Source organism: Kosakonia sp. (genome assembly GCF_032104925.1).
Taxonomy (GTDB): Bacteria; Pseudomonadota; Gammaproteobacteria; order Enterobacterales; family Enterobacteriaceae; genus Kosakonia.
In genome coordinates, this window is record NZ_DAMCGF010000001.1 from 245,429 (window position 1) to 260,587 (window position 15,159).

11 protein-coding genes and 1 pseudogene are annotated in these 15,159 nt (G+C 54.2%); 6 read left to right on the forward strand and 6 right to left on the reverse strand.

The genetic code is table 11. The annotated features are described in order from the left end of the window. Window position 1 precedes the first annotated feature (1 nt). Window positions 2-94, forward strand: a complete 93-nt coding sequence (locus RT644_RS01220; protein WP_016496214.1) for a KPN_01571 family protein — start codon at window positions 2-4, stop codon at window positions 92-94. A 61-nt stretch (window positions 95-155) separates the two neighbouring features. Here RT644_RS01220 and RT644_RS01225 read toward each other — a convergent pair whose 3' ends face one another. Continuing rightward, window positions 156-1,406, reverse strand: a complete 1,251-nt coding sequence (locus tag RT644_RS01225; protein WP_016496213.1) for an MFS transporter — start codon at window positions 1,404-1,406, stop codon at window positions 156-158. Window positions 1,407-1,526: 120 nt separating this feature from the next. On the opposite strand from RT644_RS01225, the gene RT644_RS01230 reads away from it, so the two are divergent. The 4 genes and pseudogenes from RT644_RS01230 to RT644_RS01245 form a co-directional block, all read left to right on the forward strand. Then, window positions 1,527-2,423, forward strand: coding sequence for a LysR family transcriptional regulator (locus RT644_RS01230; protein WP_313625149.1), 897 nt, complete (start codon window positions 1,527-1,529; stop codon window positions 2,421-2,423). Between the two features lie 129 nt (window positions 2,424-2,552). Next, a complete protein-coding gene (gene mlc, locus RT644_RS01235; RefSeq protein ID WP_016496211.1) occupies window positions 2,553-3,773 on the forward strand; it encodes a sugar metabolism global transcriptional regulator Mlc in 1,221 nt (406 codons plus the stop codon). Between the two features lie 125 nt (window positions 3,774-3,898). Beyond that, entirely contained in the window at window positions 3,899-4,594 is a 696-nt protein-coding gene (bioD, locus tag RT644_RS01240; RefSeq protein WP_044489367.1) for a dethiobiotin synthase, read from the forward strand. Between the two features lie 96 nt (window positions 4,595-4,690). Continuing rightward, window positions 4,691-5,539 (forward strand): annotated as a pseudogene (locus RT644_RS01245) (hypothetical protein); the annotation flags it as partial. A gap of 231 nt (window positions 5,540-5,770) precedes the next feature. Here the strand turns inward: RT644_RS01245 and RT644_RS01250 are convergent. Beyond that, window positions 5,771-6,727 (reverse strand): sensor domain-containing diguanylate cyclase, encoded by a 957-nt coding sequence (locus tag RT644_RS01250; protein WP_313625151.1) that lies wholly within the window; start codon window positions 6,725-6,727, stop codon window positions 5,771-5,773. Window positions 6,728-7,263: 536 nt separating this feature from the next. On the opposite strand from RT644_RS01250, the gene RT644_RS01255 reads away from it, so the two are divergent. Further along, a complete protein-coding gene (locus RT644_RS01255) occupies window positions 7,264-10,083 on the forward strand; it encodes an RHS repeat domain-containing protein (protein ID WP_313625153.1) in 2,820 nt (939 codons plus the stop codon). Window positions 10,084-10,486: 403 nt separating this feature from the next. Here RT644_RS01255 and dmsD read toward each other — a convergent pair whose 3' ends face one another. The 4 genes from dmsD to ynfE are packed head-to-tail and all read right to left on the reverse strand — an operon-like array spanning window position 10,487 to window position 15,064. Further along, window positions 10,487-11,098, reverse strand: a complete 612-nt coding sequence (dmsD, locus tag RT644_RS01260; RefSeq protein WP_313625154.1) for a Tat proofreading chaperone DmsD — start codon at window positions 11,096-11,098, stop codon at window positions 10,487-10,489. Window positions 11,099-11,138: 40 nt separating this feature from the next. Further along, a complete protein-coding gene (locus RT644_RS01265) occupies window positions 11,139-11,996 on the reverse strand; it encodes a DmsC/YnfH family molybdoenzyme membrane anchor subunit (RefSeq protein WP_313625156.1) in 858 nt (285 codons plus the stop codon). Between the two features lies 1 nt (window position 11,997). Beyond that, the gene (locus RT644_RS01270; RefSeq protein WP_045508601.1) at window positions 11,998-12,615 is read right to left on the reverse strand and encodes a DMSO/selenate family reductase complex B subunit; all 618 of its coding nucleotides are present in this window, start codon (window positions 12,613-12,615) and stop codon (window positions 11,998-12,000) included. Between the two features lie 10 nt (window positions 12,616-12,625). Further along, window positions 12,626-15,064, reverse strand: a complete 2,439-nt coding sequence (ynfE, locus tag RT644_RS01275; protein ID WP_313625159.1) for a selenate/tellurate reductase subunit YnfE — start codon at window positions 15,062-15,064, stop codon at window positions 12,626-12,628. Window positions 15,065-15,159: the final 95 nt, after the last annotated feature.

The following is a 15,159-nucleotide window of genomic DNA, read 5'->3' on the forward strand; positions in this document are numbered from 1 at the left end:
TATGAATCCTTTTGTCTGGGTAATATTTGCTCTGCTGGCGCTTGATGCGGTGCGGGAATTAATGGGCGCGGCGTCGATTTTGAGTCTGTTTTAACACACACAAGCACAGAGTAAAAAAAAGCCCTGCATGCGCAGGGCCGTTAACTATCGCGGCATCAGTGCAGGCGAGAGTGGAGCCTGCTTCCCACCAGGATGGCAATCACCAGCATGGCGGCGATAAAACCGCCGACGCCGTTCCAGCCATAGCTGTGCCAGAACACGCCGCCTAATGTCCCTGCCACGCTGGAGCCGAGATAGTAGCTAAATAAGTAGAGCGACGAGGCCTGGCCTTTGGCGCGTCGCGCGCGCGGGCCAATCCAGCTGCTGGCAACGGAATGGGCGGCAAAGAAGCCTGCGGTAAACAGCAGCATACCGATGAAAATCAGCCCCAGCGTTGAAAACAGCGTGAGCAACAACCCCAGCAGCATGATGGCGGTAGCGCCAACCATCACCGGTCCGCGCCCATATTTATTGGTCATCACCCCGGCTTTCGGCGAACTCCATGTGCCCGTCAAATAGGCAACGGAAAGCAGCCCCACCACCGCCTGGCTCAGCATCCACGGCGATTGCATCAGGCGGTAACCGATGTAGTTAAACAGGGTGACGAACGAGCCCATCAGCAAAAAGCCTTCCAGAAACAACAGCGGCAATCCCTGGTCGCGCCAGTGCAGGCGGAAATTGATAAACAGCGTTTTTGGCCGCAGCGAGGTTGGGCGGAAATGGCGTGATTCTGGCAGGATCCGCCAGAACATCAGTGCGGAAGCCAGCGCAAAGCAGCCAATTACCGCCAGCGCGATACGCCAGTTAAAAAAGTCGGTAAACACGCCACTCAGCAGACGTCCGCTCATGCCGCCGATGGAGTTTCCGCTGATATACAGCCCCATTGAGAAGGCAACAAAACTGGGGTGGATCTCTTCGCTTAAATAGGTCATGCCAACGGCCGCAACGCCGCTCAGCGATAAGCCAATCAACGCGCGCATTACCAGGATGCCGTGCCAGCTGGTCATCATGGTTGACAATAATGTGCAGCACGATGCCAGCAGCAGCGCGGTGACCATCACTTTTTTTCGCCCGATGGCGTCCGAAAGCGGGCCGGTAAACAGCAGACCAATCGCCAGCATAGCGGTGGAGATCGAGAGGGAAATACTGCTGCTGGCCGGAGAGACGCCAAACTCCTGTGACAGCACCGGTAAAATGGGTTGAACACAGTACAGCAGGGCGAATGTCGCTAACCCGGCGGAAAAGAGCGCCAGCGTGACGCGCATAAATTGGGGAGTACCACGTTTGATAAATTGTCCCGGCAAAGAGACTGGTTTTTCGTCGACGACGCTTGCCGGCCCGGTGTCAACGGTTGTTGTACGACTCACTGGAGATCCTTAACGTTTTATACCCGTGATTTTGGTGACGGGCTTACCACGTCGCTAAGGGTATGAAAGTGGCAATATTCTGTCTAATATATTAATAATCTCAAATAATATGTATTAAATATGAATATTGAACTGCGTCATTTACGTTACTTTATTGCCGTTGCCGAGGAGCTGCATTTTGGTCATGCGGCGGCGCGGCTGAATATCTCGCAGCCGCCGTTAAGCCAGCAAATCCAGATCCTTGAACAACAAGTTGGTGCGCGCTTGCTTGCCCGCACCAACCGTAGTGTGTCACTCACGCCTGCCGGGCGGCAGTTTCTGGCAGATAGTCGGCAAATTTTAAGCCAGGTCGATGAAGCCGCCGCACGCGCCATGCGGCTACACCAGGGGGAAACCGGGGAGCTGCGCATTGGTTTTACCTCCTCCGCACCGTTCATAAAAGCGGTCTCCGACACGCTCTCTTCGTTCCGCCAGCGTTACCCGGATGTACATATCCAGACACGCGAAATCAATACCCGTGAACAGATCTCGCCGCTCAATGAAGGGTTGCTGGATTTGGGGCTGATGCGTAACACGCCGTTGCCGGAGACGCTGGCCTGGGATGTGATCCTGCGTGAACCGTTGTTGGCGATGATCCACAAAGATCATCCTTTAGCGGCGCGTTCGGCGGTGTCGCTGGTGGAACTGGCACAGGAGCCGTTTGTCTTTTTCGATCCGCATGTCGGTACCGGTCTGTATGACGAGATCCTCGGCCTGATGCGCCGTTATCAGCTGGTGCCAACCATTACGCAGGAAGTGGGCGAAGCGATGACCATTATCGGCCTGGTGGCGGCCGGGTTAGGGGTGTCGATATTACCGGCGTCATTCCGGCGTGTGCAGCTAACGGAAATGCGCTGGGTGCCGATTATTGAAGCGGATGCGGTATCAGAAATGTGGTTAGTCTGGTCAAAACACCATGAGCAGGGCAGCGCTGCCGCCCGCTTTAAGCAGCAGTTGATCACCGCTGCTGACGGATAAATTTTGCACATAAGTCATTGCAAAATGTGCTGTAAATCACACGCCGGGGTAAATATTTGACGGCGACCAGTGAAGTGTTTCACCATAGCCGAACGTTTATTTCGAAGCGTGAAAATAAGGGAGTCAGAGGTGGTTGCTGATAGTCAGCCTGGGCATATTGATCAAATAAAGCAGACCAATGCGGGGGCGGTATACCGCCTGATTGATCAGCTTGGCCCGGTATCGCGCATCGATCTCTCACGCCTGGCGCAACTTGCTCCGGCCAGTATTACGAAAATAGTACGTGAAATGCTCGAAGCCCACCTGGTGCAGGAGACGGAAATCCAGGAGCCTGGCAGCCGCGGGCGTCCGGCGGTCGGGCTGGTGGTTGAGACCGAAGCCTGGCACTACCTTTCTTTGCGCATCAGCCGGGAAGAGATCTTTCTTTCCCTGCGCGATCTGAGCAGCAAACTGGTCGTCGAAGACCGCCTTGAGTTAGCGCTGGTGGATGAACTACCGCTGCTGGATCGCATTATTCTGCATATTGACCGCTTCTTTACCCGCCACCAGAACAAACTGGAACGTTTGACCGCCATCGCGATTACGCTGCCCGGCATTATTGATACCGAAAACGGTATCGTTCATCGCATGCCCTTTTATGACGATGTTAAAGATATGCCGCTGGGTGAAGCGCTGGAAAAGCACACTGGTGTGCCGGTGTATGTCCAGCATGACATCAGCGCATGGACGATGGCCGAAGCCCTGTTTGGCGCGTCGCGCGGAGCAAGGGATGTGATTCAGGTGGTTATCGATCACAACGTTGGGGCGGGGGTGATTACTGACGGGCGCCTGTTGCATGCCGGAAGCAGCAGCCTGGTGGAGATTGGCCACACGCAGGTTGATCCCTACGGCAAACGCTGTTATTGCGGCAACCACGGTTGCCTTGAAACCATCGCCAGCGTCGAGAGCGTGCTGGAACTGGCGCAGTTGCGCATGAGCCAGTCAATGAGTTCGATGCTGCACCAAAAACCGCTGACCGTGGAGTGGCTCTGCCAGGCTGCGCAGCAGGGCGATTTATTGGCGAAAGATATCATTAGCGGCGTGGGTGCGAACATTGGACGCATTCTGGCCATCATGGTGAATTTGTTCAACCCGCAAAAAATACTGATTGGATCGCCGCTCAGCAAAGCGGCAGACGTGCTTTTTCCCGCCATTGCCGCGTGCATTCGCCAGCAGGCGTTGCCCGCATACAGCCAGCACATTAGCGTGGAAAGCACGCAATTTACCAACCAGGGCACCATGGCCGGTGCGGCGCTGGTAAAAGACGCGATGTATAACGGATCTTTACTTATCCGTTTGTTGCAGGGGTAACATTTTTACACTGTTGCCATAAAAATTGCGCTACCTCAATCTTGCCCCCAGGCAGTTACCTTAGACTTTCCCCACTGAATTATTTTCCTGGTTTATATTTTCGTAGAACAACGGTGGGATGAGTGATGCTTAAGCGTTTCTTTGTAACGGGTACAGACACTTCTGTCGGGAAGACAGTGGCGTCCCGCGCGCTACTCCAGGCGCTGGCAGCCAGTGGTAAAACGGTGGCGGGTTACAAGCCTGTTGCTAAAGGGAGCAAAGAGACGCCGGAAGGGCTGCGCAATAAAGATGCGCTGGTGTTGCAAAGCGTTTCGTCACTGGAGTTGCCTTACCAGGCGGTCAACCCCATCGCATTAAGCGAAGAAGAGAGCAGCGTCGCGCACAGTTGCCCCATCAATTACACCCTGTTATCGAATGGCCTGGCTGATCTCTGCAATCGCGTCGATCACGTGGTTGTGGAAGGCACTGGCGGCTGGCGTAGCTTAATGAATGACTTACGCCCGCTTTCGGAGTGGGTGGTGCAGGAGCAGATGGCGGTGGTTATGGTGGTGGGTATTCAGGAAGGGTGTCTTAACCACGCCTTGCTGACCGCGCAGGCCATCGCCAGTGACGGCTTACCGCTGATTGGCTGGGTGGCGAACCGCATCAATCCGGGGCTTGCGCACTATGCCGAAATTATCAATGTGCTGAGCAAAAAACTGCCCGCGCCGCTGGTCGGTGAATTGCCGTATCTGCCACGCCCGGAACAGCGTGATCTGGCGCAATACATTAATCTGCAAATGGCGACCGGCATGTTAGTTGCCGACCGTATTCTGGCCTGACGCGGGCCGTTCGTTCACAGCCCGCTGTTCCTGTTTCTCCGCTGATACTCTTTATTGCATTTGATGCAAAAGTAGACAATTTAAGCGGGGAATCTTATGAGTACATCCCTTTATAGTAAAACTCCGTCGGTCACGGTGCTGGATAACCGTGGCCTGGCGGTGCGTGACATCGTTTATCACCGCCATCCGGAAACGCCGGACACCACCGACGAGCGCATCATCCGCCATCAGTTTGACGCGCGCGGTTTACCGTCACAGAGCGCCGACCCGCGTCTGTATGCCGCCGGGCGGGCGAATTTCAGTTATCTCCCCGACCTGGTCCGCCGCCGGGCAGAAGCTGCGCGAGGAGCACGGCAATGGCGTGGTGACCACATATTCGTACGAAGCGGAAACCCAGCGCCTTGTTGGCATTAGAACGGAACGAGTCTCCGCCACAAAAGTGCTGCAGGACCTGCGCTACGAATACGACCCGGTGGGCAATGTGCTGGTGATTACCAACGATGCCGAGGAGACGCGTTTCTGGCGCAATCAGGAAGTGGTTCCCGAAAATCACTACGCCTACGACAGTCTGTACCAGCTGGTCAGTGCCAGCGGACGCGTAATGGCCAGTGCGGTACAGCAGAGCAGTAACCTCCCTGATGTCACCTCCTTCGATAACGCCACGTACACAAACTACACCCGCACTTACACCTACGATAACGCCGGTAATCTGAAACAAATCCGGCACAGCGCCCCGGCGTCCGGCAATAACTACACCGTGAACATGACCGTATCCGACTGCAGCAACCGCGCGGTGCGCGCAGCACGTTTACGGAAAACCCGGACGATGTCGGAACGCTGTTCACTGCCGGTGGCCAGCAGAAACAGCTTTTACGGGCGCAGAGCCTGCTGTGGACGGCGCGCCACGAATTACAGCAGGTCAGGCCCGTTACCCGCGACGGCGCAGCCGGGTAGCGGATCCACAATCACCGGGTTTGGCAGCACTGGCTGCACCTGATTACCGGTGTTCGGCGGCGTATTTACCCCCGAATTATCCGCTGTCCAGATGATGGTGATGTGGGCTTCGTGCAGTAACAAACATGCAGAGAGAAGGGGAGAATGATGAAAGAACGAGCGGAATCTGTTTCCGCTCACCTGTTACTGAACGCATGAGGGCAAGTTGTGAAAGATGTGCGCTTATATCCTCTTACGACGCTTTGCGGAGTACATCACCTCGTCGCTCTCTTTAAGCATCTCCCCCAGCGACTGGTAACGACGCGCGTCACTATGCAACATTCCAAAGGAATAATTAATGTTGTACGGCTTACCCGATTTTTTGTTGTACTCATCCACACTCTTGCGGAGATTGTTCAAGAAAGCATCAGCATGAGCCTGCTGCGTAACGAGAACGGCGAATTCATCCCCACCAAGACGTCCTACGATATCTCCGGTGCCAAGATATTGGTGCAACAGCGCTGAGAATACTTTTAATACTTCATCACCTTCAGCGTGCCCCCAGAGATCGTTGATAGGTTTGAATCTATCCAGATCAAAAAAGATAAGGCTAAATGCCGCATTATCTTTAGCAAGGCTGCGGAATCGTTTTTCCCCCGTCCTGTAAAAGCCACGACGATTAGCGATACCTGTCAGGCTATCTGTCATGGCCATTCCAATCACCCTGAATTCATCTTCCAGAATAAAGGCTAAATCCTTGAGTGAGGCAATATCATCGTCGTTAAAGCCACGGGGGGTGGTATTGATCAGACAAAGCGTACCTGCTACCTGTCCATCAGGCAGATGTACCGGGTAGCCTGCATAGAATCTGATGTAAGGCTCACCCGTCACCAGAGGGTTATCATGGAAGCGTTCATCATTAGCTGCGTCGTTAACAATAAAGGGGCCTTCCTGCAAAATGGCATGACCACAAAAGGAGATGTTACGGGGCGTTTCCTTAATACCCAGCCCCTCACATGCAAGCAACCATTGGCGCTCGCGATCAAGCAGGCTTATTAGTACGACAGGCACCTGGAAGACCTTTTTTGCAAGGCGAGTTAAACGATCAAAACGTTCATCGGCACCTGTATCCAGCAGGTCTGCCAGATGGAGAGACTTTAATCGTTCTTCTTCATTTTCGGGGATTCCTGGAAATTTCATACGGCCTCGCAGAGATATACTTGCTTTGTGTCAGCTACGTTGACTGCATCCAGACTGGCTAAGCCTTCCACGTCATTAGAACAATATAGTTCAAACGATAATGGACAGCCTGCTTGCTACGCGGTGCACGACATGTGATCCCGCCTGCTTTTCACCTGTCGCAGCCTTTCAGCTCACAACCCCCTCTTTTAGTAGAAAGTTAAACATCACTGAATCGCAGACAAAACGTCGGGTTGGTGGGGATGGGGTGCCTGTTTAACCCGTGGCGATTCAATGAGCGGTTGTCAGGGCATTTTGACTGTTGACCCTGACCCCGAACATGATCCAGTCGTAATCAGGAATAACCGGCTTCATGTTGGCTGCATATTCTGCCAACCGGAAGACTTCTCAGCGAATTCGGATGGCGTCATCCAGCCCAGTGCAGAATGGGAACGCCTCTGAAAATACATATAAATCAAATCCGACAAACTTTGCAGAGGCCGTCAACTATACTTTCGGTGACCATTTTGGTTGCCTAACATCTAACGGAGTATTCCATGAGTCTTTCCCTTTACAGTAAAACCCCGTCGGTCACGGTGCTGGATAACCGTGGCCTGGCGGTGCGTGACATCGTTTATCACCGCCACCCGGAAACGCCGGACACCACCGACGAGCGCATCACCCGCCATCAGTTTGATGCGCGCGGTTTGCCGTCACAGAGCGTCGACCCGCGGCTGTACGCCGCCGGGCGGGAGAATTTCAGTTATCTTTCCGACCTGAACGGCACGCCGCTGCGTACGCAGAGTGCCGATGCCGGAACCATGGTTGCCCTGAATGACGCTTCCGGGCGGACATTTTTACAGGTCAGCAATATTGGCTCAGGGAATGACCGCAGCGCCGCCATCACCCGCACCTTCCAGTATGAAGAGGCAGACCTGCCGGGGCGGTTGCTCGGCATTACCGAGCAGGTTGCCGGTGGCAGCGCGCGCGTTACGGAGCGGTTCGCCCGGGGCGGTCATTCCGCAGATGAACAGAGCCATAACCTCGCTGGTCAGCTTGTCAGCCACTATGACCCGGCAGGTCTGCTTTCCACGACCAGCCTTTCCCTGAACGGCGTGCCGCTTGCCGTCACCCGCCAGTTGTTGCCGGACGATGCCGAAGCAGACTGGCAGGGTGCGGATGCTTCCGCGTGGAATGACCTGCTGGCGGGCGAAACTTACACCACGACCAGCACGGTGGACGCCGCCGGAAATGTACTCACCACCACCGATGCGAAAGGTAATATCCAGCGCGTGGCCTATGATGTTGCGGGGCTGCTGAAGGGAAGCTGGCTGACGGTGAATGGCGGTTCCGAGCAGGTAATTGTGAAATCCCTGACCTGGTCCGCTGCCGGGCAGAAACTGCGTGAGGAGCACGGCAACGGCGTGGTGACAACATACAGTTATGAAGCCGAAACCCAACGTCTGGTCGGTATCAAAACTGAACGTTCGACGAATGCAAAAGTACTGCAGGATTTGCGCTACGAATACGACCCGGTAGGCAATGTGCTGGTGATTACTAATGATGCCGAGGAGACCCGTTTCTGGCGCAATCAGGAAGTCGTTCCCGAAAATCACTACGCCTACGACAGCCTTTACCAGCTGGTCAGCGCCAGCGGACGCGAAATGGCCAGTGCGGTACAGCAGAACAGTAACCTGCCTGATTACACCTCCTTCGATAACGCCACATACACAAACTACACCCGCACTTACACCTACGATAACGCCGGTAATCTGACGAAAATTCAGCACAGCGCCCCGGCATCCGGCAACAACTACACCACCAGTATCACCGTATCCGACCGCAGCAACCGGGCGGTAATCAGCACACTCACCGAAAACCCGTCGGATGTGGAGGCGCTGTTCACTGCCGGTGGCCAGCAGAAACAGCTTTTACCGGGGCAGAGCCTGCTATGGACGGCGCGACAGGAACTGCAAAAAGTCACGCCCGTCACCCGCAGTGGTGCAGCGGAAGACAGCGAACGTTACCGCTACGACGCCAGCAGCCAGCGCATCGTCAAAATCACCTCGCAGCTGACCGGCAACGGCACGCAGACCAGACGGGTGGTTTATCTGCCGGGTCTGGAGCTGCGCAGCAGCGCAGCCGAAGAATTACAGGTAATAACCGTCGGCGTGGCCGGACGCGCGCAGGTGCGGGTGCTGCACTGGGAGAGCGGGCAGCCCGCCGGTATCAGCAATGACGCGGTGCGCTACAGCTACGACAACCTCACCGGCAGCAGCAGTCTGGAAGTGGACAGCAGCGGTGAGCTTATCAGCCAGGAGGAGTATTACCCGTTCGGTGGCACAGCGCTGTTTGCCGCGCGCAGCCAGCTGGAGGCGGATTACAAAACAATTCGTTATTCCGGCAAGGAGCAGGACGCCACCGGGCTGTATTACTACGGCTACCGCTATTATCAGCCGTGGGCGGGACGGTGGCTTTCCGCAGACCCGGCGGGGACGGTGGATGGTCTAAACCTGTTCACAATGGTGAGGAATAATCCTGTGATATTGAATGACCATCAGGGGCTTAATAGTTTTAATGGAAATGACGATGACTTTACGCCGGTTGAAGATGTTGAAATAGAATATCAGCGCACCAATGCACTTGGTGTATTGGATGCTGCGATCGCAAAACTTAGTGATAAAAAAATATCAGGAGATACAAAACAAAGGATTAGAGAAGTTTTACAAGGTACAACCTCCAAAACCAAAGTGAAGACTTCAAGATTTAAAGATGAGTTATTAGGTAGGTTTAAATTTATGCGCGCAAAACTGGCGAAAGCCTCATTTATATATGATACAAGTGAAGGTTCTGAACGCGTCAATGCATATGTGTATGCGGATCAGAAAGGTAAACATGCAGGGAATGTTTTTTTTACCAACAACTTTTTAGAAAAAGCAGGTGACATAAGGAATATACAAACTCTTTTACATGAAACTTCGCATTTTAGCGGTTTGTATCGTAGTGCTAAATGGAGTGAAGTATATAAATCAGAAGGAAGTATGGATTATTTTTATACAAAAAAGATTGCAACTAATGATATTAATAAATTTATAGAAAGTGCTATTCTTGGATTTGAGAAATGGTATGGGGAAATGGACAGTGACATTATTGGTAAAGGAGCAGATGTAAGACCTGCTGGGTTAAGTCGTTTGAAAACGGCTATTCATAATGCAGATAATTTAGCTGTCATAGCATTAAGTCTTGGTCGTGAAAAACTACATGCGCATGAGCATTTTAGTTTAAGATTGCGCCATGGTCGTATTAAACGCTTTTTGCAAAAAAACGAATTTTCATCCAGAGCTGCGGGTTCGAATACTCATATGTATATTGGCTAATTAATTCAGTGTTGAGTTGTTGGTTTGGAGTGCCGGTTAGGTTAGTAAACCTGGCCGGCATTATTTAATGCGGTTTGGCTATTATTTAAATAGTAAATGCTCGTTGCGTTTTTCTTTGGTTTAAATATTCCGCAACACGCTCCTGCCATAATGACAGCTTTCTTCATCGACAATCGACAATCGACAATCGGCATCTGGCAAGTGTTACTTTCATATAATCATCTAAGCACGCGCAGAGTAGTTTCGCTTTGACGAATCCAGTGCTTCGTCTTCGATAACCGGCATTATTAGGTGCGTAACAGTGCATAAAGCCCGGCGATCTTTCCGGGCGTGTTATAGGGGGTAACATTTCCTGAACGGGTGTGGCGTAACCGCTGCTTTCTAAACGTCAGTGGCGGCGACGTTAGCGAAACAGCGTTTTTTGCGCCACCGGAATAAGCAACTGCTCTTGCCACTGCGCCAGCGTTAATTGCGCCAGTTGCCCGAGTGCCATGAAAAAAGGGTGCTGCGCGTTATCACAGAACTCGGCAAGAAACCGCCCGCTCCACGGCAGCAGATGCCAGGCCAGTAATTGATCGCAGGCGTCGTTTTTGCCTTGTTCCACCAGCCACGCCGCCATCAGCAGCAAGGTGCCGAAGTGATCTTCCGGCTCGTTTTGCCCGCTATTGAACGCAATATTGCTGTCGCGCATCCACTGGCGCAGCGCCAGCGTCGAGTCGCCAAACAACACGCTCTCTTTATCCAGCCAGACCGAACCCCACGGCGGCGCGGGTAGCGCCCACGGGCCGATCAACAATCGTTGCCATGCCTCATTTAGCGGCTCGTCACATGGTTGCGCAAACGCCTCTGCCAGCGGAATAAGCGCCTCTTGTGGTAAAGGCCACTGTTCCAGCCACTCGCGACTGCGTAGCGCGGCGACGAGCGGCGCGGAGGGTTCGCTCTCCGGCGGATAGTAAAAAAGGGCGCCCAGCACGCGGGCGGTAAAAATAAAAGACTCGCGGGTTGCGTCCGTCATGCTTTCTCCTGAAAAGCGCGGGTTTCCCCGCGCATTGTGATTAACCCGCGACGGCAACGCCAACGGTCATATGCAGGCCGTAAAACAGACCACGGCCAATGATTTCACCGGCTACCACCAGCACAACGCCGACCAGCAAGCTGCTGGCTTTCGGCTGTCTGCGCATTACAAGCGGACAGATCCAGCAACCGAGACCGAGGGCGACCAGCAGTAAACGCACCACCTGCAACAGGCCGTAATTCGGCACCAGCGCGACCGCTTGCTGCACTGAGCTGTGGGTTTCGCCAAGCTGTATGCTCTGCAACATCACCACGGCAACGCTTGCGATAAGTGCCGCAACGCTGATGGCGGCAAAACGCGGGGCCGGAAAACGCACACCCGCCAGCCGCAACAGCAACGCCGCCAGCAGCGGCCCGCCCGTCAACATGGTGAGGAAAAATGCGGCGGTGGTGTAGCCGTTATGCCAGGTCGGCACGGTATCAATCTGGTAAACCCGCGTCATCGCCCAGACAAACAGCACCCCCAGCACCATGCTGATAATCAGCCAGCCGCGCCCCAGTGCAGCGGGCAGTTTGCCAAGCCAGGCCAGCAGCCACCAGAAACCGCCGACGGCGAAAAACAGCGATCCGGCGGCAATTTCATTACTCAGTGACGAAGCGCCAATGCGGTTTAGCGAGTTAAACGCGCGCAGCGGTGAACCGAGGTGCATCATTGAGGCGATAAAACCGATGCCCATCAACACCCAGAGCAAAAACTGGCTGCGGACAATCCGCACCTGGCCGCTATTGTCATCTCTGGCGTTCATCCACACGAAGCCAGTCACAATCAATCCGCCCACCACGCACTGACCGAGCACCGTAAACAGAACCAGCGGCCATTCATGCCATCCGTTTCCCATCTCACACCTCCTGCGGGTTTGCCAGATAGCCGGTGGTATCCCCCGTCGGGCGGCTGTTGGCGTTTGGTTTGATGACAATATTGGGCTTCGTGAAGTGCGATGCCGGAAGCGGGGCGATAGCGGCCAGTTCGCCATGTTGCTTACGCAATTCGTCAATCGGGCCGAAATCGAGCGCGCGCAGCGGGCAGGATTCCACGCAGATGGGCTTTTTCCCTTCTGCAACGCGGTCATAACAGCCGTCGCATTTGGTCATATGACCTTTTGCCGCATTGTATTGCGGCGCGCCGTACGGGCAGGCCATATGGCAGTAGCGACAGCCGATGCAGACATCTTCGTCCACCACCACAAACCCGTCTTCCCGCTTATGCATTGCACCGCTCGGGCAGACTTTGGTGCACGCCGGATCTTCACAATGGTTGCAGGAAATCGACAGATAATACGCAAAGACGTTTTGCTGCCAGACGCCGTTATCTTCCTGCCAGTTACCGCCCGCGTATTCATACACGCGGCGGAAACTGACATCCGGGGTTAAGTCTTTGTAATCTTTACAGGCCAGTTCGCAGGTTTTACAACCGGTGCACCGGGCAGAATCGATAAAAAATCCATACTGGGTTGTCATCGGCTACTCCTTAAACCTTTTGAATATCGACCAGATTGGTGTGCTGCGGGTTGCCTTTCGCCAGCGGCGAAGGCCGGTGCGTGGTCAGCGTGTTCACGCAGCTGCCGTGGTCAATGCGATCGCCGTCCATACTGGCCTGATGCCAGGCCCCCTGGCCCATGGCGCTGACGCCCGGCATGATGCGCGGCGTCACTTTCGCGGCGATACGGACTTCCCCGCGGTCGTTAAAGACGCGCACCATGTCGCCCTGTTTGATCCCACGCCGTTCGGCGTCGATCGGGTTGATCCACACCTCCTGACGACACGCTTCCTGCAACACATCGATGTTGCCGTAGCTGGAGTGGGTGCGTGCTTTGTAGTGAAAACCGAATAATTGCAGCGGGAATTTTTCGCGCGCCGGATCGTCCCAGCCTTCAAAGGTTGAGGCGTAAACCGGCAGCGGACTAATCACTTCGTCTTTATCCAGTTCCCAGCTGTTGGCAATTTCCGCCAGCTTGCTGGAGTAAATTTCAATTTTGCCGGAGGGGGTTTTCAGCGGGTTGGCGATCGGGTCGTCGCGGAATTTTTTATAGGCAACAAAGTGGCCGTTCGGATCTTTGCGCTTATAAATACCCATCGCTTTCAGGTCTTCATAAGCGGGCAGTTGCGGATCTTTGGCGACCATTTTGGCGTACAGGTATTTCAGCCACTCTTCCTGCGTACGACCTTCGGTAAATTTCTGGTAGATATCCGGTCCCAGGCGGCGAGCGATTTCGCTGGTTATCCAGTAAATCGGTTTACGTTCGAACTTCGGCGCGGTGACGGGCTGGAGGAAAATCAGGTAGCCCATGTTCCCGGCATAATCATTGGGGATGATGTCTTCCTGTTCGACGGTCATCAAATCTGGCAGCAGAATGTCGGCATACATCGCCGATGAGGTCATAAAGTTCTCAATGACCACGATCATTTCGCACTTGCTCTCGTCCTGCAGAATGTCGTGAGTGCGGTTGATATCGCCGTGCTGGTTGGTAATGGTGTTTCCGGCATAGTTCCAGATAAATTTAATCGGCACATCAAGTTTATCTTTACCGCGTACACCGTCACGTTTGGCGGTCATCTCCGGGCCGCGCGCAATGGCATCGGTCCAGGTAAAGCACGAAATCGAGGTTTTCACCGGGTTTTCCGGCATCGGCATGCGTTCGATGGTGATGGTGTAGGTGGATTCGCGCGCGCCGCTGTTGCCGCCGTTGATGCCGACATTGCCCGTGAGGATTGGCAACATGGCAATGGCGCGCGAGGTCAGTTCGCCATTGGCCTGGCGCTGCGGCCCCCAGCCCTGGCAGATATAAGCCGGTTTGGCGCTGCCAATTTCCCTCGCCAGTTTGATGATTTTATCGGCGGGAATACCGGTAATACGCGATGCCCACTGCGGTGTTTTAGCGATGCCGTCTTCGCCCTGGCCGAGAATATAGGCTTTGTAATGGCTGTTGGCGGGCGCATCGGCAGGCAGCGTTTTTTCGTCGTAGCCGACGCAATATTTATCCAGAAACGCCTGGTCGACGAGGTTTTCGTTAATCAGCACCCACGCCATACCGGCAACCAGCGCGGCATCGGTACCTGGACGAATGGGCACCCACTCATCTTCGCGTCCGGCGGCCGTATCGGTATAACGCGGATCGATAACGATCATCCGCGCATTTGAGCGTTCACGCGCCTGCTCGAGGAAATAGGTAATGCCGCCGCCGCTCATGCGGGTTTCCGCCGGGTTGTTACCGAACATCACCACCAGTTTGGTGTTTTCGATATCCGAGGTGCTGTTACCGTCGTTGGAACCGTAGGTGTAAGGCATCGCACAGGAGATTTGCGCGGTGCTGTAAGTGCCGTACTGGTTGAGAAAACCGCCATACATCGCCATCAGGCGGGCAATAATCGACGCCGAAGGGGAAGAGCGGGTAATGTTGCCGCCGACAATGCCGGAGGAGTAATTAATGTAGACCGCTTCGTTGCCGTATTTTTGCACCACGTCTTTCAAACTGTTGGCGATAGTATCCAGTGCTTCGTCCCAGCTGATACGTTCAAACTTGCCTTCTCCGCGTTTACCGACGCGTTTCATAGGGTAGTTCAGGCGATCCGGGTGGTTAATGCGGCGGCGAATAGAACGGCCGCGCAGGCAGGCGCGTACCTGATGATTGCCGTAGACATCCCCGCCGGTATTATCGGTTTCGACCCAGTAAACTTCATTGTCACGAACATGCAAACGCAGCGCGCAGCGGCTACCGCAGTTGACCGAGCAGGCTCCCCACACCACTTTGTCTGGCGCGGGTTGCATCGCCTGTTGCACGGCAGCGGCGGCAGAACGCAGGCCAAAGGGCAGGGAAAAACTCCCGGCTGCCAGCGCAAGCGATCCTAAAGCGGTGGATTTCACCAACGTTCGTCGGCTGATCCCTCCCTGGTATTCACTATCGGACATAGCTCACTCCATTATTTTTTATAATAAAAAGAAATTGCCTGGTGTATTAAAAGCAGGCTAATGAAGTGATCATGTTAATCATTAGGGAGTAGAAG